Origin of the sequence: Imperialibacter sp., from assembly GCF_040222815.1 — a bacterium.
Classification (GTDB): domain Bacteria; phylum Bacteroidota; class Bacteroidia; order Cytophagales; family Cyclobacteriaceae; genus Imperialibacter.
Genome location: NZ_JAVKCH010000053.1, coordinates 79,955 through 103,525, shown reverse-complemented (window position 1 = coordinate 103,525; position 23,571 = coordinate 79,955). Strand labels below are relative to the sequence as shown.

Genomic DNA, 23,571 nt, shown 5'->3' with positions numbered 1-23,571 from the left:
AATTTTAAGTATCACAAAAAATATTTCAACCATGAAAAACATCCTATTCAGCGCTTTAGCCTTTCTGGTAGTCTTTGGGGCTTGCGCACAAGTTAAAGAAGGTGAAGACCCTAAAACGACGGAAGTCTGGGAACCAGCAGTTAAAAAAATAAATCCAGGTGCACAATACGGTGCTCCTCCGTCAGACGCCATTGTGCTTTTCGACGGCAAAAGCCTCGACAAATGGGAGTCGGGGAAAGGAGGCCCAGCAGAATGGACTGTAGCAGATGGCGCTGTAACCGTGGCTGCTGGCAAGGGGGTGATCCAAACCAAGCAGAAGTTTGACAACTACCAGCTTCATATTGAATGGCGTGCTCCCTCCGAAGTAAAAGGGGAAGGCCAGGGACGTGGCAACAGTGGCGTGTTCATGCAGGGCATTTACGAAGTGCAGGTGCTCGACAGCTACGAAAGCCGTACGTACTCCAACGGTCAGGCGAGCAGTATTTATAAGCAATCGCCTCCCCTGGTAAACGCAACAAGAGGCCCTGGGGAATGGCAAACGTATGACATCATTTACACCGCCCCTGTTTTCAACGACAAAGGGGAAGTGGTGCACGAAGCAACTGTAACGGTACTGCACAACGGCGTGGTTACGCAAAATCATACCCGCATCTGGGGCAACACCGCTTACATTGGCTCGCCCACGTACAAAGCACATGGCAAAGGCCCTATCATGCTGCAGGATCATGGCAACCCGGTAAGCTTCAGGAATATCTGGATCAGGGAGATGTAGTGGCTAAAACGTTACCTCGATACGTAGCGTAAGCGAAGTGAGAGGTCTCCCGAACTGGACTCAGTCTATTTTTGGGAGAACTATCCCTCCTACGTCGGATCGAGGTGACGTTCATTTTGGTGGTTCGTCGCTCAAACCATTTCTTCAGCCCCCTGCATGATTTTTTTTCCTTCCCCTCTTGTCCAAGCAAGCAAACTCGACAATAGCAGTGAACGCTCAGAGCTTTTGTCCATCCTGGGCGGGCCGTATCAATTTCGAGCAGATAATCATAGACGTTCTTCCCCTCTTATACTGCCTCGGCCTGGTATTGGGCACAGCGGTTTCATTTTTCCCAGGCGGCCTGCAAAGCACCAAAGAAGTGACGAATCAATATACTCAAGCAAGTTAAATCATGCCTTAATGAACAGAACAATGCTCAAAATTCGTTACTTTGTTGTTTGATGAAAATGTCTTCAGTATGAAATCTTCGACAGTACGCAGGGAAATCCACGAGTATGTAGATCGTGCAGACGAAAGGTTTTTGGCTTTAGTGCACAGCATGGTTCAGGCAGAGAAAAAAAACAGAAGCCAATCGGAGAATTTACAGAAGCTGGAAATGATCAGAAGGGCAGAGCAATCTGAGAAAGAAATCACCGAGGGAAAAACGATTAGTGCCGAACAATTTAATACAGACTTTCAACAGTGGAAGAAAGAGAAACGTCTGAGTACCAAGTAGAGTTTACGCTATCATCAAAGTCTCATTTTTACGAAGTTCTGGAATACTTATACGAACACTACTCACTGGAACGAGCCGAGCAATTAGCAGATGAATTAGAGAGAATGGCCCAGAGTTTGAACTGTCATCCACATCGTGGGGCAAAAGAAAAGTGGCTGCAAACATTTCAGCGAAGTCTCGCTCGCTTCCACTGTAGGCTAAGACTGCCTCGCCTCCACATGTCTTTGGATTGGAAGCAACAGATGCTGTCCTCCGACCTTCTCACGTGACAACTGACAACCACCCCTTCAGCCTCTCAAATAATTTTTTCTGCCCTGAATTTTTTTCACAGTATCTTAAGCCTTCATTAACCTATCCAACCATGAACAGAAGGAAATTCTTCGACCAATCTCTTAAAGCAACTGGTGCTGTAGCTGCCGTTGGCCTAACTGCATGTGCCCCTGAAGACAAACCCAAAGAAACAGCAGCAGAAGCAGGGCCATTCGACCACCTCAAGTCGATGGTAGACGACATGAAGCCGATCAGCAATGAAGAAAGGAAGCAGCGAATAGAAAAAGCGCAGCGGCTGATGGTAGAGAATAAAATCGATGCCCTTTATTTAGAATCAGGCTCTACCATGGTGTATTTTACCGGTATCAACTGGGGCCGCAGCGAGCGTATGATGGCAGCCATTATCCCTGCCAAGGGAGAGCTGGCTTATGTGTGTCCGGCGTTCGAAGAAGAGAGATTGAAGGAAAGAATTCTGTTTGGCAATGATCTCCGGGTATGGCAGGAGCACGAAAGCCCTTACAAACTTGTTGGCAGCATTCTCAAAGACAATGGCATTAGCACTGGCAAAATCGGGGTTGAAGAGAATGTCCGTTTTTTCCTTTTTGATGGACTAAGAAAAGAGCTTCCACAAATACAGTTTGTAAATGCCTTTCCCGTAGCTGCTGGCTGCCGCATGATTAAATCTCCGACTGAGTTGGCGTTGATGAAACGAGCCAATGAAATTACTATTGAAGCCTATCGGGCTGCCATAGCCGTGATGACGGAGGGCATGTCGCAATATGAGTTCAGTGGAAACATCTCTGCGGCATTCAAAAAGCTGGGAGTGTCCGGTGGTGCCAGCGTGATGTTTGGAGAGTGGGCGGCCTACCCGCATGGCAGCCAAACGGCTCAAAGTATGAAAGAAGGCGACATCGTATTAATGGATGGGGGCTGCAACCTGCACGATTACGCCTCAGATATTACCAGGACTACTATTTACGGAAAGCCTACACAACGTCAAACTGACATCTGGAACAAAGTAAAAGAATCACAAACAGCCGCTATGGCAGCTGTGAAGCCTGGCGCTACTTGTGGTTCCATTGACGACGTAGGCCGCAAAGTAATTGAGGATGCCGGCTTTGGCCCAGGTTACAAAAACTTCTTCCATAGATTAGGCCATGGCATTGGTATGGATGGCCACGAATGGCCTTACCTCGTGAAAGGCAACGACCTTCCGCTACAGCCAGGCATGTGCTTTAGCGACGAGCCCGGCATTTACATCTACGGAGAAATTGGCGTGCGCCTGGAAGACTGCTTCTATGTCACGGAAGACGGAGGCCAACTCTTCACTCCCCAGAGCATTAGTATTGAGGAGCCTTTTGGGGTTTAAATGAGATTTGTGGGTGGAGGCAATCACAAGGACAAGTGATGGCTCAGTTTTCGGTTGCTTATAAAAACAAAGCCTCCAAATTGGGAGGCTTTTTAATCTACTTCGGCGAACCTTTCATCGCCGCACATACGCACCACTTTGGGTATGAAGGAGCCGACGACTTCGACCAGCTCTTGCTGAAACGCCATCACCTGATGAATGTCTTTGTACACCATCGGTGCTTCGTCCAGCCCTGAGCCAATCAACTCAATACCCGCTTTTCTCAAGTGTTTTCGTACCTCCTGCTTCGACAGCGTCTGTTTGGCCTTCGTCCGGGACATCACCCGGCCTGCTCCGTGAGAAGCTGAGTTGATCGCAGCCGACTCTCCTTTTCCTCTCACGATAAAGCCCGGAGAGGTCATCGAACCGGGAATAATTCCCAGAACGCCTTTTCCGGCTGGTGTTGCTCCCTTCCTGTGAACAATGAGATCATTTCCGGCAGCATCCTTCTCCTTCCAGGCGAAGTTGTGGTGGTTTTCTATCATAGTCAGAGGTTGCTCACCCAACGCTTTAGCCAGTCTTTGATGAATCTGGTGATGGCAAGCCGAAGCATAGTCACCCGCCAAATTCATTGCCAACCAGTACTCCTGTCCGTCTTCAGTGTCCAGATCGAGCCAGGCAAGGTGTTTGGCTTCGCCGGGAAGCTTGCACTTATCCATCGCCAGTTTAGTATAGTGGCGAGCGATATTGGCTCCCAACCCTCTCGATCCCGAATGTGAGAGCACTGAGAGATACTTACCGATGGGTAGACCAAACTCATTGTTCTCGTCCAGTAATTCCGCCACTCCAAACTCCACGAAATGGTTGCCTCCGCCGGAAGTACCCAGTTGTTTGTGAGCACGATCCTTCATTGTTTTCAGGATATTGATCTCGCCAAACTCTTTTCGGGTAAGCACTTCATCATCCAGCGGGCGTTTGAAGCTGGCCTGTCCAAATCTGGTATGCTCCAGTAATAAGCCTTTGAGTTGATCGCTTTGCTGGCTCGCATAAGAGGCGGGGATATCATAAAGCGTCATACACATACGGCACCCAATATCTACGCCTACTCCATAAGGAATCACTGCATTTTTGGTAGCCAGCACGCCGCCGATGGGCAAACCATAACCCTGATGCGCATCTGGCATCAAAGCACCCGCCACCGTCACAGGCAGCTTCATGGCGATCTCCATCTGGTGAATCGCACCTTGCTCAATAGCCTCAGCACCATAAATGCTGTACTCCAGTCGCCTGGTATTCAGCTCAATGGTTTGATTGTGCTCCGTTTTAATGATTAGACTGGTTGCTACCGGCCCAAGCGTCTCGTGCTTTGCGTACAGCCCGGGAGTTTGTAACACCCTGGTTAATAGCTCAAGCTTCTGCTTTTTGGATTTCCCTTTGTAGTGGGTTTCCATTACATCTACGGCCGAACCAATCGCACGGCCCTCTGGGTATCCCAATGCTCTTAGCTCTTTTCCTGTTATTTTTGTCGTTGCCATTTTTGTCTTACAAATCTTAATCTTTTAAATCTGCATCTTTTGATATTACTGCGCATCTCTTCAATGGCATCATTGTCCATTGAGTGGAAGATCGCAGTTTTGTAAAGCCTGATGGCCGCTGAGTATCTTCCTTTCGCTTCTTCCACCATGGCCAGCCTTTCAAAGACCAGCGCCTTGCTGATCCCTTCAATCTCTCTGGCTTTCATCATCACTTCACCGAGCTTGTCGAAATTTTCATTACGCATATATAGCGTCGTCAGGTGGATGTAAGGCACTTTCCAATTGGGTTCAAACTTGACCGCCAACTTCAGATGCTTCTCCGCCAGCTCGTCGTCTTCGATATAATAAAGGTGCAACCAGCCCAATAGGTTATGCACTTTGGCATAACCAGGCTCGTAGGTGAGCACGTTTTCCAGCAGGTCCTTGCCTTCAAAGTGGTCCCCATCCCAAATCATATTTTCAGCTTGCGTAATTACCTTCTCCAGATAAATATCAATCATTTTCATGTCCGTAGTTTTTAAGAGGCTGCCACTCCCGACAGCCCCAGTTTACTTCCTTGGAGAGAAAATGTCTCGCAGCTGATCAACCACCAGGCTACCACCCGAAAGCGTAATACTGTTGATCTTCTCAGCAATTTTTTCGACATACTCCATCTCTTTCAGCTTAAACAACATCTCGTTGTCTTCCATCAATTTGGCAGTGTTCAGCAAGCTCCTTGTGGAAGCTGTTTCTTCCCGTCTGGTGATGATGTTGGCCTGCGCTTTCTTCTGCGCCACTAGCACCTGGCTCATGATTTCCTTCACATCACCAGGAAGGATGATGTCCTTTACACCGCTGTCTTTGATGGCAACACCCAACTCGGCTGCCTTGCTGGAAACAGTTGCCATCACATAGTTGGCAATCGATTCCTTTTTTTCAAGCAATTCATCCAGAGTGAGCGTTCCGATGTACTCCCTCAAAGCAAGCTGTAGCAATACATAGAGTTGTTTTTCATAGTCTTTGCTTTCAATCAATGCCTTGATGATGTCCACCACTTTGTACTGCGCATAGAAGTTGACCCGGAGTGCTGCTTTGTCTTTTGTCAGCATTTCCTGGCCTGATACTTCCAACTGCAGTAGCCTGGTATCGACCTTGGCTACCGAGATAGCCGTCGGCGTCTTCCAGAAGTAGTACACGCCTGTGCCAAGCACCTTGGTGAATTCACCGTCGACGAAAAGAATACCTTTTTCGTACGACTCCACCACATACACCCGCACATAGGGTAATACGTCTCGCCTTTGTAGCGTGGTTTTATCAATCGATTCGGTGATCTCGTACTTGCCGAGATCTGCCGAAACGAAACTGTACGCTACCAGACCTTTCCAGTAGACATACCTTCCGGGAGTCAGTACATTTTTCAGGTTACCGTTTTCGTACTGCAACACAATCTCATTGTCTTTCACCTCCACCACACTCAGCATATTCGCCAGTTTTTCGTTTCGCAGGAGAATATTGAGCTCGACAGGAGGAAAAAACGGCTTGGCCAGGTCATACTGCATCACTGCCTCGTAAGGCATCAACCAGTAGTTACCCTCGCTGATGACGTCCTTGAAGTCACCTTTCCGAAAGACCAAACCCACTTTGCCAGTATTAATTCTAGCTGTTAGCATTGGTTTAAAAATTTGTTTGTTCAACCATCATTTATCATTATCGGCCCAATAATTTCACATAAAAAGAAAGCGGTGAGGGCGTCACCTTCAACCCAAGGCGGAAGAGACGTTGAGCGGAAAAATGCCCGGCCAGTTCACCAAAAGAGCTTACCCGGCAGCCAGCAGCCCAATGTCTGCCTTTATTCCGAGTGAGTGCTTTCAGCAAAGTAGCTGAACGTATCCAGCGGTATCCTTTCTCTTTCGCAGCCATGCGCCGGCGCTACCACATATTCCCCGAGGGGTGATATGTGGGGCTCAGCCCATCACTGCTTTCACAGGCGCCATTTTGGGAGTTGGCATCTCCGGATCATGGATTTTCAGTCCATACTCTACGTCCTAAGCGTAGTACTCTAACCACTGAGCTATCCGCCAACAGGCGGAGCAGGATTCGAACCTGCGCATCCTTTCTGTTGCTCTGCCATTGAGCTGTCCGCCAACCGGCGAAGAGGGAATCGAACCCCCTACCCACAGATTGTGGGAAACTTCGATGAACCAGGCAGCATGGCATGTCCTACTGGCATACCACTACGGAGCCATACAGAAACTCACGTCAGGTCCTATGTTCACTTTCTTTCCCCGCTCCAGGTTGGGTCATCCCAATCCTGTAGATTTTTAGCCAACACGGTTGGCCTTGTGTGCCCGGAGAGACTTGAACTCCCATTGTCCGCATTAAGAGTGCGGAGCTTTACCAGTTAAGCTACAAACACAATTTAAAATTGGCTGCTCGCCTTGAGACATCAGGCCTGAAAATCCTTCCAGCGAACAGCCATCGCCAATTGAACAGAAGCTTTTTCACACATCACAGGACAAATGGAACCCTGCTTGTGGTCTTTAACCACTCTTCTGTTCCGGAGGCACCCATTTTGCCCCTCCCTCAGCATTTTGTGGGAGCAGAAAGATTCGAACTTTCAAAGCTGGCTGCACCGGTGTTACAGACCGGCCCGGATCTCCAAACTCCGGTGTACTCCCCTTTTTTTGACACAAAAAAACCCGGCCTTGTGGAACCGGGTTTCTCATGGCATATTCAAAAATGAATAGTCACAAAATTAACCTCCCGATCCTTCGACAACGACATAATTTTCCCACGAAGCAGAGATAGCTATCCCGCTCCTGTCCTGTCGGCACCATATGCATATTCAAGTACTTTATCATATGCGTCTTCTACATTTTTTAACAACAAAAAACCCAGACTTTAGGGCCTGGGTCAAAACACTGCTGGGGATTATCCAGTCAATTGTCTTTTTCAGGCCATAGCATAACATCCTCATAGAGGCAAAACCAACCATTTTGGCTTGGCATTGAGATATGTGATATGCGTTTAGTCACTAGTTTTTAATTTTGGTCTGCAATGATCTGAATAAATTTTTTCTCTACAAAATATGCGGCGGAAATAATTTTTGAAACGATATTATTTATTATCAGTCTAAATATTTAAACCTCACCTGATTGTGTCTTAGTACTTATATAGAAGGGAGTTTCCAGCAGTGTCATCATGGCCAAACTCCTCGAGGAGGGGAAGTGTCATTCCCTAACTTACTCAATCCACTTCGTCTGAAAACCGTGGATTGATAAAGCTATTGTTGATGGAGCCAAAACGGTAGTTAATCCCAAACCATGTGCCGTATTCATAGCCTGACGCTAGCTGTTTACGGCGGGCAAGCACGTCTTCAACGCTCGATTCTCCTTTGGCGATGAACACCTGGTTCCTCGACAAACTTCCATAGAAGTTGACAAAGAAACTTAAGTTACCTTTTACCCTTACGTCGGCATTTAAATCAATTCGAATACTATTTTGACTCCAATCATGGAAATAGTTGAAGTAGGAGGCTGTTGAGCTAAGGTTGCCCCACCTTTGCTTGAAGCTCACTACAGCCTGAGCCCTGTGGCCATAAAGCCATTCGTTATTTTTATCATAAATGGTTTCCTCATAATAGCTGTTGTTTCTGACATCAGCCATATACGAAAGAGCGAAATACTTCGTATTAACCTCCGAATAGGGGAAAAAATTATACTCAATGGCTGGCCTAGCCCTTATGCTATGCTGGTAATTGGAAAATGTACTATTTCTTATAAACAAGTAGTAACCGTAGGACCAGTGATCGCTGAAGCTATTGACGAACAAGTGATTGAGGTACCAGTTGGAGTTTCGTACAGAGTAGGACTCTAACGTCCCATCATCGTTCACATACTCAAAATCTGATCGTTCTCTACCATACCCAACTCTTAATTCAGTTCGATTTTCCGGCACCGTCCTGTTGACCGAAATATAGCTATTCAATTCCGTCTCCTTGTAGTTTTGGTCCTCGCTGAGGTTGCCTCGTCCGCCGACACGAAATACCCAATAGTCCCATTTGTCTTCCACCCTGGATGCCTCGTATTCATCAGCATCCATCCCATCAGCTTTCATGGCTACCATCATTTCGTTGACCCAGGACGTTTGAGCAACGTATGGCACTAGCCCTATCTTGATCAAATTCAATAGTTTTTCCCGATATTCTACGTCAGTGGCCGACGGCGGCATTGAAAAAGCGAGGGTATCCCTTTTGCCAGAAAAATCGTTTTGTCCAAAGAAAATAAGCTGATAGGTTCTGCCTCCGTTTCCGCTCCGCTGATCCGTTAGAAGCAGATGGACGTCTGCCTGGGTTCTGTTATTGACAAAGTCGACCAGATTGATTTCGGTTCGTATGTACGTACGATCACATCTGGTGGAGCTACAATCCAAAAACAACTTGATTTTTTCGGCTTTTACAGTTTGAGAAATTGATGGTAAATAATGGGCAAAGCAAAGTAAGGCAAGCAGTAATACAGTCTTAAAATACATTAATAACGTTTAGGGTTGTTTAATAAAACAACGCCTGCGGGCACATCGATGTTTTGGATACTTTAGGAGCGGTAAGTGGGTGGGTCGGCGAAAATATGTCTTTTTGTTATTCAAAGTTGCGAATTTGCTCCAGCCTCTAATGTTCCCATAACATCTTATCCAAGAAACGTTTTCATCTGGTAAGTAAGAAAGACCACAGAAACACCCAGGCATAGATCGACAGAAGGTGCGAATAGGTAGGTCATCACTAAATATATTGACCTTATCTCACTTTAAGAATGAATTCCCAATTCAAGGTTTGCTGAAGATGGTTGCTGCACTGCCGTAAAAAGTTCTGTGATGTCAGCAAAAGCTACCAAATCTTTTTTCCACCTACTGACATAAGGTTGACAGGCACACCCGATACCTTTATGTTCATAACCACAATTACCTCCAGGGATAATGGAACACACCACCAATTATTACAACACATTCATAGAAATCGCCGAAGACAGCCCCAACGAGCAAGCTGCCGTGCCTCCACTAAAAGGAGAAAAAAAGTCAGTAGTCAATATGCAGTTCGATATGGTCTACGAAAACCCCTACAAATACACCTCTGATGAGGTATTATTTGCTGTATTTGCTGTGAGGCGGGAGTTCGAACAGAGTGAAATCGAAGAGCAGCGTGAGCATTACTTCTCAAAAGGCCAGCCATGTTTTAGAGCTTCACCACTCACCAAACAATACGGCTGGGGCGTTCATGCCAATGCTGAAGGGAAAATTGCCATTTATGGGACAGAAACAGAAGAATACAAGAAATTCCTGGCCGATGATTCGATCAAGAAGGTGAAGGCCATGAGGTCAAAGAGGGGCTGAGGTTTTCCTTCCGCAGTCATATTGCCAACAGTTTTCTCTAAATTTGCACTCAATATGACCAACAACGACATCTTCCGCCGATTGCGCTACCTGCTTGATGCCGGTGACTCACAGATGATTGAGCTGTTTGCACAGGCCGGGCATCATGTAACCAGGGCCGAAGTGAGCGACTACATGAAAAGAGAAGATGAGGAAACTTATCAGCAAATGCCTGATATCAAGCTGGCGATTTTTCTCAACGGGCTCATCAACGAAAAACGAGGCACAAGAGAGGGCGATCAACCAGCTCCAGAGCAGCAGCTAAATAATAATATCATCCTCAGAAAGCTCAAGATTGCCTTTGACCTTAGCTCAGAAGATATTCAGGCTATTTTCAAACTGAAAGGCAAAAGCATTGGCCCCCATGAGCTAAGCGCCTTCTTCCGCAACCCCAAACAAAGCCAGTACCGGCCTTGTAATGATCAATACCTGAGGTACTTTTTGAGTGGCATGCAGATAAAGTATAGGGCCGGGGAAGAAGAATGAGTGGGCTGAATAAGCAGCTATCTAATTTCCTTGGTTTGTGTCCCACGAACCAATTCATTACCACTAAAACTCATTTCTCAAATCACTCAAAAAACCAAATGGGCTGACACCCTGATCATAAAACGAAGCAGAGGACCAATAGTAATCACTTGGCTCCTTAGCTAGCTGCCAGTGTTCTGCAAGCGGATTGCGATGAAGGTAATTGAGCTTTTGCAACGCCACCTCTTTTGAGTAAAGATGAATAGCAAGGGAATCTCTTTGCCAAAATTCGAATTGTTTGTTTTTGGCAACCACCGAGTACTTTCTAAGCTCCGCAGGGTCGTCGTTCATCAGCATTCTTCTAAAACAATGGGCCGTATATTTCAAAAATGAGCCCTGTACTGTTTCCTTCCCATTTAACGACAAGGTTCTCCAAATCAGATGAATGTGATTTGGCATAATCACAAAGGCAAATATATCAGCCAGGCTACGGCTTTTGAGGTTTTCCAAACTATCAACCACTACCTGCTTGTAATTGTTGGCCGCCAAAAGGTGCATCCAACTGTTGATAGTCGCAGTGAAAAAGAATATTTCACCGATATCCATGTATGATTTACGCCTGTCTGTAAAAATGTCACTCATAGTGATTCATTGTTAGCAATAAATTACGAAACCCCATTCAATTTACATGTGAATAGATAATTTTATGTTGCGTTGTGGGTTGGTTCGTGAGACACGAACCAAGGCCGAAGGATTTGCTGCTAAGTGGGCTGATGGGAGGAGTTAGCAGTTAGAATAAGAGAGGGTTACCTGTGTCAGACATCCGCAACACCAGCTCCGAGAACAGTATCAAACTCCCCTCCCAATTTCCCCAAATCTTCACGATATTAGGGCATGCGAAAACTGCTCATCCTTTTTTTGTCACTGGCTCCCTTTTTTGTTAGAGCCCAACTTTTTGAATACAGTAAAGCCGGCGTTCAGCAAGTGTCTTTGCCTTCTGGAGTCAAGTACAAGGTGAATCAAGCTCCCTTTATCTCTTTCCGGGTCAATGATGAGGTAATTGGCAGCCCTGCGCAGGAAGGTGCTGACAAGAGATTTGAAACTCTTTACACGCATCCATCGTCCAAATCTTCCCTGCCTTACAAAATCACTTTCACCTTCAAAAATACCTCGGCCACAGACACCCTCACCATCGAAAATGTGGTGCCGTTTGGTGAAAATCCCGACCACGTGTACATCACCGGTCTGGGTGAGCACAGGCTGTCCCGCAGCGTTATTTACTGGCCAGGCTTTGGCCCCATTGGTGTCATTCTGCCCGACAACGCCTGGGAGCTGGGTTTTGGTATTCTGCCCCTGCCCGATGGCAACGCTGTAGCCGGTTTGACCCGCCGCAAAAGCTGGGAGAAGGCACAACGCAAACGCTTCGAAACAGTTATTTACCCAGGTGGTGAGGTCACTTACGAGCTTTGGTACGAGCCTTTCACTGGCAACTGGCAGGAAGGCCTGCGCCTCATGTTCCAAAAGCATTTCCTGTTTGACCTGGAGCAGTTCGACAACAGCCTGTTCGAACGCCCTGACCTTGCGTGGATTCGGAAGGCATATGCCATCAACCTGATGATGGCGTGGGACAAAGATTTTTACAATCCCCGCTACGGCATCTACTACCTGCCCAAAACCATCGAAAAGACAAAGCCACTGATTGGTGGCTGGGACGTCATCGGCTTTTGGCCGACCTGGCCTGCACTCGGTCTCGACCAGCGTAACCAGTGGGACATGTTTCGCAACCTACCCGGAGGCCTGAAAGAGCTGAAGCGCATCACCTCGGATGCCCACAAAGCTGGTACGAAGATTTTCCTCTGCTACAATCCATGGGATGAAAGTACCACTGCTACTTCGTTCGCAGAGCAGATGGCCGACATGACCGACATGCTAAAAGCCACCGACACCGACGGCGTGGTGCTCGATACCAGAGGCAGCAGCAGCGCCGAGATACAAACGGCGGGAGATGCCGCCAAGGAAGGCGTGATCATGTACAGCGAAGGCATGGCCATTCCGAAAGACATGCCCGGCATTATTTCCGGCCGTGTGCACAATGCGCTGGAATACCCTCCCCTGCTCAACCTCAACAAATTCATTAAGCCCGATTTTGCCATTTTCCGGGTGGCGGAATTGGCCTATGAGCCTATTTTGCGAGAGTACAACCTAAGCCTGTTCAATGGCCACGGCGTAGAAATCAACCAGTTTCAACCGGGCAGGCCAGAATGGGTAGATGAACAGTACAAACACCTGGGCAGGATACTGATGGTGCTCCGCAGCAACAGCGATGTTTTCAATTACAGCACCCTCACCCCACTAGTTCCAACGCTTCGGGACAGTGTGTATGTTAACGAGTGGAAGAGTGACGCCAAAACTCTTTATACCATCTACAATGCCAACCCGGAAGGCCACACCGGGCCGCTATTTGATCTGGATGTACCCGACACCCATCATGCGGTTAACCTCTGGACGCATGAACCGGTGACTATGCAAGACGGCAAAGTGGTCGTTTCTATTGGAGGCTTTGCCCCGGGAGATTTGGGCACCAACAACGAGGGCACTGTGAGCGTGGTAGCGGTATTTCCCAAAGTGTTGCAGATCAGCCGACGAGGCGACGAACTGTCTATAGAAAGCCCGCCGGGAAAGATCACCTTATCGATCAATGGCCCTGGCTATGACAAAAAGCCCTATGAACTTGAAGGCGGAAAGCACAGCCTCTCGATCAGAAAGACGTTTGGTTGGCAAGAAGGAAGTGTGGTCATCCAGTACCTCACCGATGGCGAGTTGCTGGATGAAGCGGTGTTCGAACTAAAAGCTTCTGATCCCTGGCTGATCTCCAGCTCCAGCAGCACAGCGGGTAACAACGTCGACCCTTCCTCGGTGCGGGTGCCCGGCGGCATGTATCACTACAAAGTGGATGGCCGGGAAGGGGAGTTCATTCCTTATCCAAAACAGGCGGAAAAGGACACACTTATGCCCACCTTCTGGATGGATCGATATCCTGTAACGAATGCCCAGTACTACGACTTTCTGGCAGCTACTTGCTATCGCCCCAACGACGACACGAATTTTCTTAAACACTGGCCTGGCGGTAAGCCCAAAAAGGGAGAAGAAGATTTTCCGGTAGTCTACATTGATATTGAGGACGCCAGGGCCTATGCAGAATGGAAAGGCTACCGCCTGCCGACCGAGCTGGAATGGCAGTATGCAGCACAAGCTGGCGACGCAAAGAATACCTGGCCCTGGGGCGCTGAAATTGACAGCACTAAAACCAGTCTTGGTGATGGAAAACCTTATGCCGTGGGGCAATTCCCGGAGGGAAAAAACCCGCTGGGGCTCGAAGACCTGGTCGGCAATGTATGGCAAATGACCAACGATGTGTACTTCAATGGCACGAGCGAATTTGTGATCCTGAAAGGCGGCAGCTACTTTAACCCGACTTCCAGCTGGTGGTATGTGAAAGGAGGCCCTCAGCCCCTGCCCTGGCGGCAGATGCTGCTGCGGGTGTCACCGGGTTTTGAAAGGAGTGCTACCGTGGGTTTTAGGTGCTTGGTGGAGGAGAAATAGAGTCAGCTGCAACTTCTCCGGAAGGGTTGCTTAGCAAGTTCAAGATGACTCCTGCCCTACAGCCCATCAATCTATTTTGCAATAAACAAGAAATCGCTGGCGTCCTGGTCGGAACCAAAAGCACCAAAACGAGGGGTGGTTTGCAGGCGTTCCATAAACGAATTTAGCTCGGTGAGTGTCAGGAGTCTGTCTTCGCCACCATTTGTTTTGAGCGCTTCTAGAAAGCGGGAAGCAAAGGGCGAGTGCTTGCCCGCAATGCCATCAGAAACATATTCCTTACCGCCGCTGGTAAGATATTTTCTGGTTTTTACTGCCAGTTTTTTCACCATAAACTCCACGTTATCCACCTCCGAGTAAACACTTCTTGAACTGGCCAGTACAGGGTCGAACGTGCCTCCGAAGCAGACGTCCATGACCAGGAAGATGTGGTCACATTTAATATTGTCAATATTGTTGCGCAGCCGATTGTGCGAGATGTAGGTGTTTTTTCCTGGATCGTTGGCAATGGAGTTGCGGGCGACCACATACCCTTCCCCAAACGTTTCATCATACTGGCCATGCCCTGCAAAAAAAATGAATAGCTGATCCTGCGGCTTATAGTTTCGCAGCGCATACTCCCTCAGGATCGTGAACACGTCATTTTGATCAATATTCTCCACAATTTTTACCTCAAAACCATAGCGCTCCTCTAGCTCTTTGCCGATGGCTTTCGAATCGTAAATAGGGTTGACCAGGTCGCCCCAATTGTCGTACTGGTCGGTGGCAAAAAAAAGCCCATAGTCCTTTCTGTCAATGGCCACGGCATCTTTCAAAGCATTCATCCCGACCACCACCGATCTGAAATCAGAAACGATTCCTCCCATCTCTGTTTCGGCAACAATCTCGATGTAGTTTTGACCGTCGGGCAGGTACAGGTTTTGTCGAATACTGGTCACCAGCGGGCTTTCGAGCTCAACATTTTTAACTGCCGAGGGCTCTCCATCGTTGGACGTTTTCAGAGCCAGCCTCACCGACTTCAACGGCTCCGTACTTACCACGGTGGCCTTCACGTCCACCCTGTTTTCCTGGCTGTTGGTATATTCAAGTCGTGGCAGCTCCCACACAATTCTGGGCAGGGTGGTGGCGTTTGACGGCTTTGTGACGTCTATATGAACCTGGTTGGTACGGGTGGCTACCACCTGACCAAAAATCGCAGGGCTTACGAGCGTAAGCAGCGATAGCAAAATATATCGTCGAGATAATTTCATCGGAGTAATAATTTCTTTTGAAGTGGTGCCATATCACTATTCTCTATCACAAGTTGATAGATGTACAACCCGCCTGGAACGTCCTGCTGGTCAAATTCCCATTCAAACTCGTAAAAACCGGGCGAGAAAGTGCCTTCTGCCACCCTCTTTACCCGGCTGCCGTTCAGGTCGAAAATATCGAGGTGAATATCCCTTTGTGGGCCGACAGGAAGCAGCACGGGAATGGTAGTATATCGGGTAGCGGGATTGGGGTATGCCGTGCCCAGAATCAGGTGGTTAAAAGCCGGAAGTCTGCCATCAGCCTGGTAATAGACCTCGAAACCAGCGGCTCCCTCCGCCAAAGTAGCCCGGAATTTGTTATGCTTCTTCATATCGAGCAGGTTCCCGGAAGTCTTGTCGAGCAGGTAGAGGGCGGCAGTTTGATGTTTGAAACTTTCGTTGTCCCACAAAAGCTCCACCTGTTTGGCCCCGGAGTTTGACCTGAAGTTGAACTCCCACACATGCGATTCGGAAGTTGCAACGATGTCGGTGGCAAACCAGGGGTAAAAGTAATCACCATGCTGGGTGTACAGCTCGTCATAAAAGACAAACCTGGGCAGCAGCATTTTGTCGAAGATGTCTTTGCCAAGCAGTGCCTCCTGATGCATGCCGAACCCACCGACAGAGCGTGCCGTCGAACCATCGTTCACACTCAAGGCCACCATCCAGCTGGGGCCATCGATATTCGATTCGGCTATTTCACTTCGTTGTGTCCCGGTCAGCCTGCCGCCAGCGGCACCGTTAAATGGGTAAATTTGAGCAGAAGTGTTTTCTTCGGCCCACACAAACCCTCCCGAAAAAGGCTCAACGATATCGCCGCTGACAAAGGCCTGGCTTGCATTGTCAAATGTTTTCAGCGATTCCACGAGGCCCGATAAATTGTTTGACTCAATAGTCTCCTCCCAGGAAATGGGAACGTTGAATGGGTTGCCAATCTGGTTCCATCCTTTCACCAGGCTAATCTGAAAGGGAATCTCCCCATTCACCTGCCCCGGGCCAATATTTATCTTTATGGGTTTTACAGCATTGAACCAATAGCCTTTGCCGGTTTCAATTCTGTTGATGCCCTCTCCCTTATCAACGTACTTGCCGCCACCTGCCCCATCACTCTGAAAATGCAGGATTCGCCAGTCTACTTTGTATCTCAGGGCGCCCGCCTCATTAAAGATGGTCTCAATTAAATTATCTTTTAGCACATAGGGGATCGAGAACATTTGCCAGTCCGATTTTTTACCCCCAAAAGCGGTCAGAGGAATGGTGTCGCTTTGGGCGTCGTCGAACTCCCAGAAAATAAAGTTCTCCCGCCTGAAAATACTTGTGACCCCATCAGATACTTCTATTTCAAATTCCAGGCCGAGCGCATCGAGCAAATCGGGCGTAACCGTAAATATGAAGTCGTCATTGATATCACGCACCATACTTTGCGGCTGCGACCATTCGGTTCCGGCAATTCCACGGTAGGTCAGCCTGGAGGCCAGTTCTCCACTGCCTCCGGTGGCCGTTACTTTCACCAACGACTGTTGCTGGCCTTTTTTGTAGGTAGCGCTGAAGGAAAGATTATTGATGGCAAGTGGCAGCGGCGGAGGGCTGAGCGATACCGTGACCACGTTGGAATAGGGAGATACGCCGGATTCATTGGCAGACCTCACCCGGTAGCCAAACACATCCGCCTCAGCGAGATCTGTGATATTGACGGGGCTGGCGGTTAGCACCGTGTCCTGAAAAACAAGGGTGGCAAAGTCGTCGCCTGATACCTCGAGCAGGTAGGCGGTGGCACCCGACACGGGATCCCAGTTGGCCCGGAAAGAAGTCGGCGTTACTGTTGAAGCGTCTCTGGCGATCGGGGTGGGTGGCACCATCAGTACGGGTTGAATGTTCGAAACCGGCGATTTGCCAGATTCATTGGTCGAGCGCACCCTTACCTGAAATACCTTACCCGCCTCCAGCCCGGAAACGACCACGACCGTGTCGGTCACCGGGAGTGCGTTAAATTCCGACACCAGCGTTTGGAAGCCATTGCCGGACACGTCAACTTCATACCCCAGCGCTCCTTTCACCGCTGGCCATGACATGGTGGCACCTGCCTGGGTGATATTGGCCGGCGACCTTAGTACCGGTGCATGAGGAATGGTAATAAAAGACGTGACGCCATAGTCAGGCGTTGTCCCCTGCCCACTTTTGCCACTTGCATTCACCGATTGCACCCTGACATGGTAGGTTTGCCCTGGAAGCAGCTTATCGAGTGAGTAAAAGGGCACTGCTGAAGGGAAATCCGCCAAAACCGCAGTCGGGCTTTCAAAATGAACGCTGGTGTTGAGGTCAACCAGGTAGGAGGAAGCCTCCTCCGGCACCGACCAGCTCAAAATAGCCGATACCTGCGTGATGTTGTTGGCAGCATTGAGCACTGGCGCTTTGGGTATCGACCGAATGGTGATCACGTTCGAATACGGCGAATGGCCTGAAGAATTGTATGCCCTCACCCTGGCAAAGTAAGTCTTACCGGCTTCAAGTATCGTCAGCTGATGAAAAACGGTGTCCTTATGAATATTTTTCAAGTTACCTCCCGAGCCATAACCCGAAAGTGCAAAGGCGGCGTTGGTAAAGTTGAAGTCGGTGGAAACTTCAAGCTGATAACCGCTGAGTATTTCCGGCACAACCGACCACTTGAGTTTGGCCGATGTTTGTGAAATGTCGGTTAAAAAACCGCTCCCGGTAAAAATTGGAGTGGCCGGAAGTGTGAGCACTGTGACGGTTTCGGTGGCGTCTGAATATCCGGATTCATTGTAGGCGAAAATTCTCACGTAATACCGAGAGCCTGGTTGTAGCCCGGTGAGAGACTCCGACAAAGTGGATTTGGCAATCATCCGGTCCTTATATCCTTCCAGGAAGGCGTCGGCTGAGGCAAAAGTCTCATCGGTAGAAGCTTCGAAAATGAACCCATCAAAAATTCCCGGGATCGTTTCCCATTCGATAGTGACTGCCGTCTGCAACAGTTCGGCGATACCCGTGTTGGCTGATAAAGCCGGAGTATCGGGCGTCGTCACTATTCTAACCGCTTCCGACGAAGGTGATTGCCCTGATGCATTGTACGATCTCAGGCGAACAAAATACTCGGAGCCAGACGACAGCCCATCGATCACGAGCGCCGTTTCGCTGGCATCAATCACTTTAGCGTTATACCCTGCGACGAAAGATTCCGTGTCGGTGAAGGTGTTTTCGGTGGCTACGTCAAGGTAGTACCCCTCAAAAATTCCCGGCGGCGCTTCCCAGTGAATGGTGAAAGAGGTTTGTGATATCTCACTCACTCTGTCTTCTGCTGATGCCGGAAAGGCAGGTGTTTCCGGCAAGGTCAGTACCTGTTTTGCCTCGGAATAGTCAGACTCTCCGTTGTTATTATAAGCTTTCACCCTGAAGTAGTAGCGAGTACCCGCTTCCAGCCCGGAAACATCAAGTGTTTTGATCGATTCGCTATACGATGCTTTCAGTTGCAAAAAGTCGGGGCTTTCTGATATTTCGACAGTAAAAAGAAGAGCCCAGGCTTCTTCATAAGCGAGCTCAAATGTGGTTTGATTAACAGCAGTGGCTTCATTTACTTTGGGCGTGCCGGGCACAAAGCTTATCTCCCAAAGGTCATTCTTGAATCCATTCAATGTCTTGCCGCCATAGACCCACAAATTTTTATCGACCCCCTTAAATGCGTTGTGCCCATGCCTGGCCCCAATCACATTATTTGCGCTCGCCTCTCCCCTGGTTCCGTATTCGTCAGGCGCCTCGTTAAAGTCGGCACCGCCCATCCAGGCCCAGCCACCCACTTGCAGGTCGTATTTCCACAAATCGCTGTACTGGTTGAACCCATCTGTACCCCCAAAAAGCCAGAAGTCACCGGCATCATCTGTCCAGGCATCGAAATTATATCTGGCAGGCGGCACATGAAGCGGGTCGGCCACTCCCTGGGTGCCGTAATATCCGTAGTCATACACCCCTTCGCTGCCGCTCATCCAGGTCCAAACACCGGTTTGAATGTCGTATTTCCACAAATCATTCATGGCGCCGATATTGCCTGCGATGTCCCAGCCAAATCCTCCGAAGACCCAAATATTCCCCTCGGGGTCGGTCCAGGCCTTTGCATAGGCTTTGGAGCCTATGGCGTTGGAGCTGGCAGGTACACCTTTTTCTCCAAAGATGCCGGGTAGCTCAGAGCTTTTGAATCCGGAAAACCAGGTCCACTTGTTGGTGGCCGGATTGTACCGCCAAAGGTCGTTGAACGTTTTGTCCCACCAGTTGCCACGTTCGGCACCACCAAATAACCATAGCATCCCCTGGGCATCCACCCAGGATGCGGCGCCGTACCTGGCTCCGGGGGAAGAGGCGCCTTCCACGCCTTTGGTACCATAAACGCCACGCTGCCCCTCCAGATTGCTTCCATTGATCCACGTATAGGTGTTTTCGTCAGGGTCATATTTCCAAAGGTCATTCCGTGCCGAGGAGGGTGATTTGCCCCCAAAAAACCACAGCTGTCCGTCAGTCCCATACCAGGAGGCAGCATTGAGACGTGGCGGAGGAATATTGGACGAGCTGCTTATTCCCTTGGCTCCGAAATTTCCGGCGGTTTGATCCAGCAGCAGGCTCCCGCCAAGGTATTTCCAGCTTTGGGTGGATTGATCGTATTTCCAAAGGTCGTTGAAGAACCCATTTATTTTCTTGAACGGGTCGTCGGTTCCTCCAAGGCGCTCATTTACATCGTTCGTACCACCAAGCAGCCAAAGACTGCCTTCGTCGTCGACCCATTGCACGGCGCCCATTCTACCGCCGGGCGTGGGCACGTTGCCGTTACCGGGTACTCCATATTCGCCGCCATTTTCCTTGATCGGCTTATCAGTACCTCCCCACCAGGTCCACTCCAGCGACGAAGGGTTGAGTTGGAACAGGTCATTATAATACCCCAGCTCAGAGCCCCCGAAGAGCCAGAAGCTTCCATCAGTCGCAGTAAAGGCAGAGGCGTCCCTTCTTGAGCCGGGGTTATTGTCAATATTTGCCTCTCCGAGAGAGCCGTAAATGCCCGAATTGCCTCCATAGGTGGGGCCCGCCATCCAGGTCCACTGGCCAGTGCCCGGATCAAAGCTCCAAAGGTCGTTCATCCACCAACGGAAATTATAATTGTCTTTTCCATGCCCACCAAAAAGCCAGAGCCTGCCATCGGAACCATACCAGCCTGCCGCCCCACTGCGGCCCCCGGGAAGGTTTGCATCGGAAGGTTCGCCCAAAGTACCATAGACCGGATCTTCATCCGCCGTGTCATTGCCCGCTACCCAGGTCCACTCGCCCGAGGCAGTATTGTACTTCCACAGGTCATTGAAGTACTGGTCATAGTCTTCAGAATACCCCCCAAAAAGCCAGAAGTCGCCATTATCATCAGTCCAGGTAACGGCGTTGGCCCTGGAGCCAGGTATATTGTCGGTGCTGCCCTCTCCCCGGGTACCGTAGTTGCCACCGGCTCCGCTATAGTCTTCTCCACCCATCCAGGCCCACTCGCCTGTTGCTGAATTGTATTTCCACAGGTCATTCAGATGACCAAGGGTACCATATGCATCGTAGCCATGTCCCCCAAAAATCCATACGTTGTCGTCAGCGTCTATCCAGCCGCTGGGGTAAGACCTGCCACCCGGGTAATAACCAACCCCTGCCTCGCCGGGTGCCCCGTAAGCGCCGGATTCGTCTATGCTTTCAAGACCTGCCACCAGTACCCATTCGTTGTTCTCCCTGTCATACTTATGGAGGGCATTGAGCTGGCCTGCCGTTGCAAAAGCGTCGTATCCATACCCTCCAAACATCAGAAAGTCGCCATTGGAGTCGATAAGGGCAGCCGCTTGTGTACGACCTCCAACGCTCGATTTGGGCAGAACGGCATCATCGACCCAGTTGGAGTAGTCGCCAGCCCCCAGCCCGCCGGAAACCAGCGGGAAGTCGAAGTTACTTTGTCCGATTTGGGTAACCATCCCAGAGGCAGGTATCGGCTGCAGCTCGACCAGGTCTCCCCCGGCCTGCTCACCGTCAACATACAGGGTAATTTGATCGAGGGTTCCGTCTGCATCGTGCGCTACCGTCACAGCCACATGATGCCAGAGGTCATCATCGAGCCGCAGGGAGTAGGCTCCTACGGCTGCATTTAAATGTTGTTCGAAAATCAGCTGGCCGTCCAGCACATACAGGGCGATAGCCCCCGTTTCAGCTGGTTCTGAATAGGTAGGGTTCGAGTAAGAAAAAATGGTGGCATCCTTGTCAGTTTTGAGCCACGTTTCCCATGTAAAATCCGATTGGTACTGATTGACGTTCGGAACTGACACATAGTCGTCGACGCCATCGAAGGATAATACATACTCGCTGTTGGTGAAAATAGAGATATTGTCAATAGCTATCCCTGCGAGCTCTTCAGCACAACATCCGTCGGTTAAGAAAACGAACCGAAAATAAACCTCGGGCTCGTAGTTATACTTGTTCAGGTCATGGTATACGGTACGCCACCCGTCACTGTAATGCCAGCCCTCTTCATCAAACAACCCGCTCACGCCATCGTACCAGTTGACACCTGTAGAGGAGCTGCCTATCCTCTCCCAGCTGACCCCATCCAGGCTCCCCTCCAGCCACAACACGTCGTCGTGGCCATACAGCTCGGTATAGAGATCAAATGAAATATAAGCGTAAGGAGTGGTGCTAAAGTCGAACAGCTGAGAGGTCAGATAGAAAGTGCCGTCGAGGTTGGTAGCGTCTCCATCGAGGTCTGTCACCCAGGAGTTGTCAAACTCAGGCGGAATGCCATAGGTCGGCACTCCCCATTCGAATCCATCGGAAGGACCGGAGGCCGACCAGTCTCCCCCACCGAGCTCAAAATCGTCCGAGTAAACGCCGACAAGGTTATTTGTAAAGAAGGGAGAAATTGCGTCTTCCAGATAGTTGGAGGCGTCACCTATCAGAGTAAAATTATTTAATGTGCCATGGTTAGCGTTGATCGAATGATCATTAACGGAACCGTGGAAGGTATTGTCTCCGCCGGCGCTTCCCTGCCTGAAGTCGTAGTATACCAGGAGTCCGGGATATCCAGGATCTGCCGTGGTCATCTCGGCCTCTATATCAGCAGCCGACTTGGCCACGCTCCAAATTTTGGAGAAGGTGACTTCACCGCTCAGGTTGGGGTATTTGATAAACTCATACAGTGTGCCGTCGCTGCCATTTGAGGTGGCGTCATAAACTTCCACCTCCGTCTGATTGTCGTCGTTGGGTATTCCCTGATCAAATGCATAATAAACCACGAGATCATCTTCACTTCCCGTCAGCCTTTCCACCAGATTGCTTTGAATTTCAGACGCCGTCCTCACCACTTCCCATACCCGAAAATTATCAAAGACCGCATCCAGGGCACCATTAAAGCCGTTGCCAAGCTTGGTCACATAGGTGCTGGTGGGCCCATTAGGCACCAGCTGATCGAAATTCTTTAAGAAGGAAGCCTCCTCGATACCGTCGACGAACAGCGTAACAAGTTCCTGGTTACCAGACTGGTTTGCCTTGAAGGTTAGCGCCAGGTGGTGCCATTGCCCGTCATCAATTCTGGTGAAAGATTGAGCATAGTTGTCGCCAAAGTTTTCCGTAAATGCCCTGGCGTAACCGTTATTGATGATTAGAGAAATATTACCGACTCCGGAGCAGCATTCAGCTTTTGTGGATTCAGCGTACTCCAGCACGGTGCCCTCCTCTGACTCGGTTTTTATCCACACCTCCCAGGTAAAATCTGTGTTATAGTCGTTGAAGCCAGTCATTTCGACAACATCGTCGATGCCGTCGAACCGCAGCGACAGGTCGGCCTCGTAGTCAGCGACGGCTCCGCTGTAGTTGGCGCCATGCATCCAGGTCCATTCTTTTTCTCTGGGAGAATACCTCCACATGTCGTTGAAATACCCCTCTATTCCGTTTTTGTCATAGCCCGCACCACCAAAAAGCCAGAAGTTACCCTCTTCGTCGGTCCATGAAGCGCTATTTTCTCTGGCGCCTATGCCTGTTGTTTGAATGACTGAAGCCTTTGATGGTTCGGCGTTTCCTCCGGCCCATTTGTACAGCGGGGTTTGAGCCAGCACTACCTGACTCAAAAGCAAGGAGATAAGAATTGGAAATGTCTTTTTCAT

General features: G+C 49.4%; 13 protein-coding genes and 3 tRNA genes. 6 read left to right on the top strand and 10 right to left on the bottom strand.

The features are described 5' to 3' along the window. Positions 1-31: 31 nt before the first annotated feature. The 3 genes from RIF36_RS25455 to RIF36_RS25445 all read left to right on the top strand — a co-directional run bounded on the left by RIF36_RS25455 (position 32) and on the right by RIF36_RS25445 (position 3,126). Positions 32-772 (top strand): 3-keto-disaccharide hydrolase, encoded by a 741-nt coding sequence (locus RIF36_RS25455; protein WP_350125779.1) that lies wholly within the window; start codon positions 32-34, stop codon positions 770-772. Between the two features lie 457 nt (positions 773-1,229). Beyond that, a complete protein-coding gene (locus tag RIF36_RS25450; RefSeq protein WP_350125776.1) occupies positions 1,230-1,487 on the top strand; it encodes a hypothetical protein in 258 nt (85 codons plus the stop codon). Positions 1,488-1,848: 361 nt separating this feature from the next. Beyond that, on the top strand, positions 1,849-3,126 hold the full coding sequence (locus RIF36_RS25445) for a M24 family metallopeptidase (RefSeq protein ID WP_350125773.1): 1,278 nt from the start codon (positions 1,849-1,851) through the stop codon (positions 3,124-3,126). Between the two features lie 92 nt (positions 3,127-3,218). On the opposite strand, the gene RIF36_RS25440 is transcribed toward RIF36_RS25445, so the two are convergent. The 7 genes from RIF36_RS25440 to RIF36_RS25410 form a co-directional block, all read right to left on the bottom strand. Further along, positions 3,219-4,640, bottom strand: a complete 1,422-nt coding sequence (locus tag RIF36_RS25440; RefSeq protein WP_350125770.1) for an RtcB family protein — start codon at positions 4,638-4,640, stop codon at positions 3,219-3,221. Continuing rightward, positions 4,622-5,146, bottom strand: a complete 525-nt coding sequence (locus tag RIF36_RS25435; RefSeq protein WP_350125767.1) for a tetratricopeptide repeat protein — start codon at positions 5,144-5,146, stop codon at positions 4,622-4,624. The genes RIF36_RS25440 and RIF36_RS25435 overlap by 19 nt, the downstream gene beginning before the upstream one ends. A gap of 42 nt (positions 5,147-5,188) precedes the next feature. Continuing rightward, positions 5,189-6,289 (bottom strand): slipin family protein, encoded by a 1,101-nt coding sequence (locus RIF36_RS25430; protein WP_350125764.1) that lies wholly within the window; start codon positions 6,287-6,289, stop codon positions 5,189-5,191. A 413-nt stretch (positions 6,290-6,702) separates the two neighbouring features. Beyond that, positions 6,703-6,763, bottom strand: a tRNA-OTHER gene (locus tag RIF36_RS25425). A 199-nt stretch (positions 6,764-6,962) separates the two neighbouring features. Next, positions 6,963-7,035, bottom strand: a tRNA-Lys gene (locus RIF36_RS25420). Positions 7,036-7,213: 178 nt separating this feature from the next. Beyond that, a tRNA-Tyr gene (locus RIF36_RS25415) sits at positions 7,214-7,297 on the bottom strand. Positions 7,298-7,865: 568 nt separating this feature from the next. Next, positions 7,866-9,050 (bottom strand): hypothetical protein, encoded by a 1,185-nt coding sequence (locus RIF36_RS25410; RefSeq protein WP_350125761.1) that lies wholly within the window; start codon positions 9,048-9,050, stop codon positions 7,866-7,868. A 540-nt stretch (positions 9,051-9,590) separates the two neighbouring features. On the opposite strand from RIF36_RS25410, the gene RIF36_RS25405 reads away from it, so the two are divergent. Both RIF36_RS25405 and RIF36_RS25400 read left to right on the top strand, forming a co-directional pair. Further along, the gene (locus tag RIF36_RS25405; protein ID WP_350125758.1) at positions 9,591-10,004 is read left to right on the top strand and encodes a DUF6157 family protein; all 414 of its coding nucleotides are present in this window, start codon (positions 9,591-9,593) and stop codon (positions 10,002-10,004) included. Between the two features lie 54 nt (positions 10,005-10,058). Further along, complete coding sequence (locus RIF36_RS25400; RefSeq protein ID WP_350125755.1) at positions 10,059-10,529, top strand: YehS family protein; 471 nt, start codon at positions 10,059-10,061, stop codon at positions 10,527-10,529. 63 nt (positions 10,530-10,592) lie between these two features. On the opposite strand, the gene RIF36_RS25395 is transcribed toward RIF36_RS25400, so the two are convergent. Further along, positions 10,593-11,150: a transposase gene (locus RIF36_RS25395; protein ID WP_350125752.1), complete on the bottom strand. Its 558-nt coding sequence runs from the start codon at positions 11,148-11,150 to the stop codon at positions 10,593-10,595. A 252-nt stretch (positions 11,151-11,402) separates the two neighbouring features. Between RIF36_RS25395 and RIF36_RS25390 the strand changes: the two genes are divergently transcribed. Further along, entirely contained in the window at positions 11,403-14,111 is a 2,709-nt protein-coding gene (locus tag RIF36_RS25390; protein ID WP_350125749.1) for a formylglycine-generating enzyme family protein, read from the top strand. A 71-nt stretch (positions 14,112-14,182) separates the two neighbouring features. Here RIF36_RS25390 and RIF36_RS25385 read toward each other — a convergent pair whose 3' ends face one another. Further along, on the bottom strand, positions 14,183-15,358 hold the full coding sequence (locus tag RIF36_RS25385; RefSeq protein WP_350125746.1) for a caspase family protein: 1,176 nt from the start codon (positions 15,356-15,358) through the stop codon (positions 14,183-14,185). Continuing rightward, entirely contained in the window at positions 15,355-23,571 is an 8,217-nt protein-coding gene (locus RIF36_RS25380) for a Kelch repeat-containing protein (RefSeq protein WP_350125743.1), read from the bottom strand. Before RIF36_RS25380 ends, RIF36_RS25385 begins: the two co-directional genes overlap by 4 nt.

Coding starts and splice junctions, on each gene's coding strand:
- RIF36_RS25455 (WP_350125779.1), top strand. CDS start 32: ATGAAAAACATCCTATTCAGCGCTTTAGCCTTTCTGGTAGTCTTTGGG.
- RIF36_RS25450 (WP_350125776.1), top strand. CDS start 1,230: ATGAAATCTTCGACAGTACGCAGGGAAATCCACGAGTATGTAGATCGT.
- RIF36_RS25445 (WP_350125773.1), top strand. CDS start 1,849: ATGAACAGAAGGAAATTCTTCGACCAATCTCTTAAAGCAACTGGTGCT.
- RIF36_RS25440 (WP_350125770.1), bottom strand. CDS start 4,640: ATGGCAACGACAAAAATAACAGGAAAAGAGCTAAGAGCATTGGGATAC.
- RIF36_RS25435 (WP_350125767.1), bottom strand. CDS start 5,146: ATGAAAATGATTGATATTTATCTGGAGAAGGTAATTACGCAAGCTGAA.
- RIF36_RS25430 (WP_350125764.1), bottom strand. CDS start 6,289: ATGCTAACAGCTAGAATTAATACTGGCAAAGTGGGTTTGGTCTTTCGG.
- RIF36_RS25405 (WP_350125758.1), top strand. CDS start 9,591: ATGGAACACACCACCAATTATTACAACACATTCATAGAAATCGCCGAA.
- RIF36_RS25400 (WP_350125755.1), top strand. CDS start 10,059: ATGACCAACAACGACATCTTCCGCCGATTGCGCTACCTGCTTGATGCC.
- RIF36_RS25395 (WP_350125752.1), bottom strand. CDS start 11,150: ATGAGTGACATTTTTACAGACAGGCGTAAATCATACATGGATATCGGT.
- RIF36_RS25390 (WP_350125749.1), top strand. CDS start 11,403: ATGCGAAAACTGCTCATCCTTTTTTTGTCACTGGCTCCCTTTTTTGTT.
- RIF36_RS25385 (WP_350125746.1), bottom strand. CDS start 15,358: ATGAAATTATCTCGACGATATATTTTGCTATCGCTGCTTACGCTCGTA.
- RIF36_RS25380 (WP_350125743.1), bottom strand. CDS start 23,571: ATGAAAAAGACATTTCCAATTCTTATCTCCTTGCTTTTGAGTCAGGTA.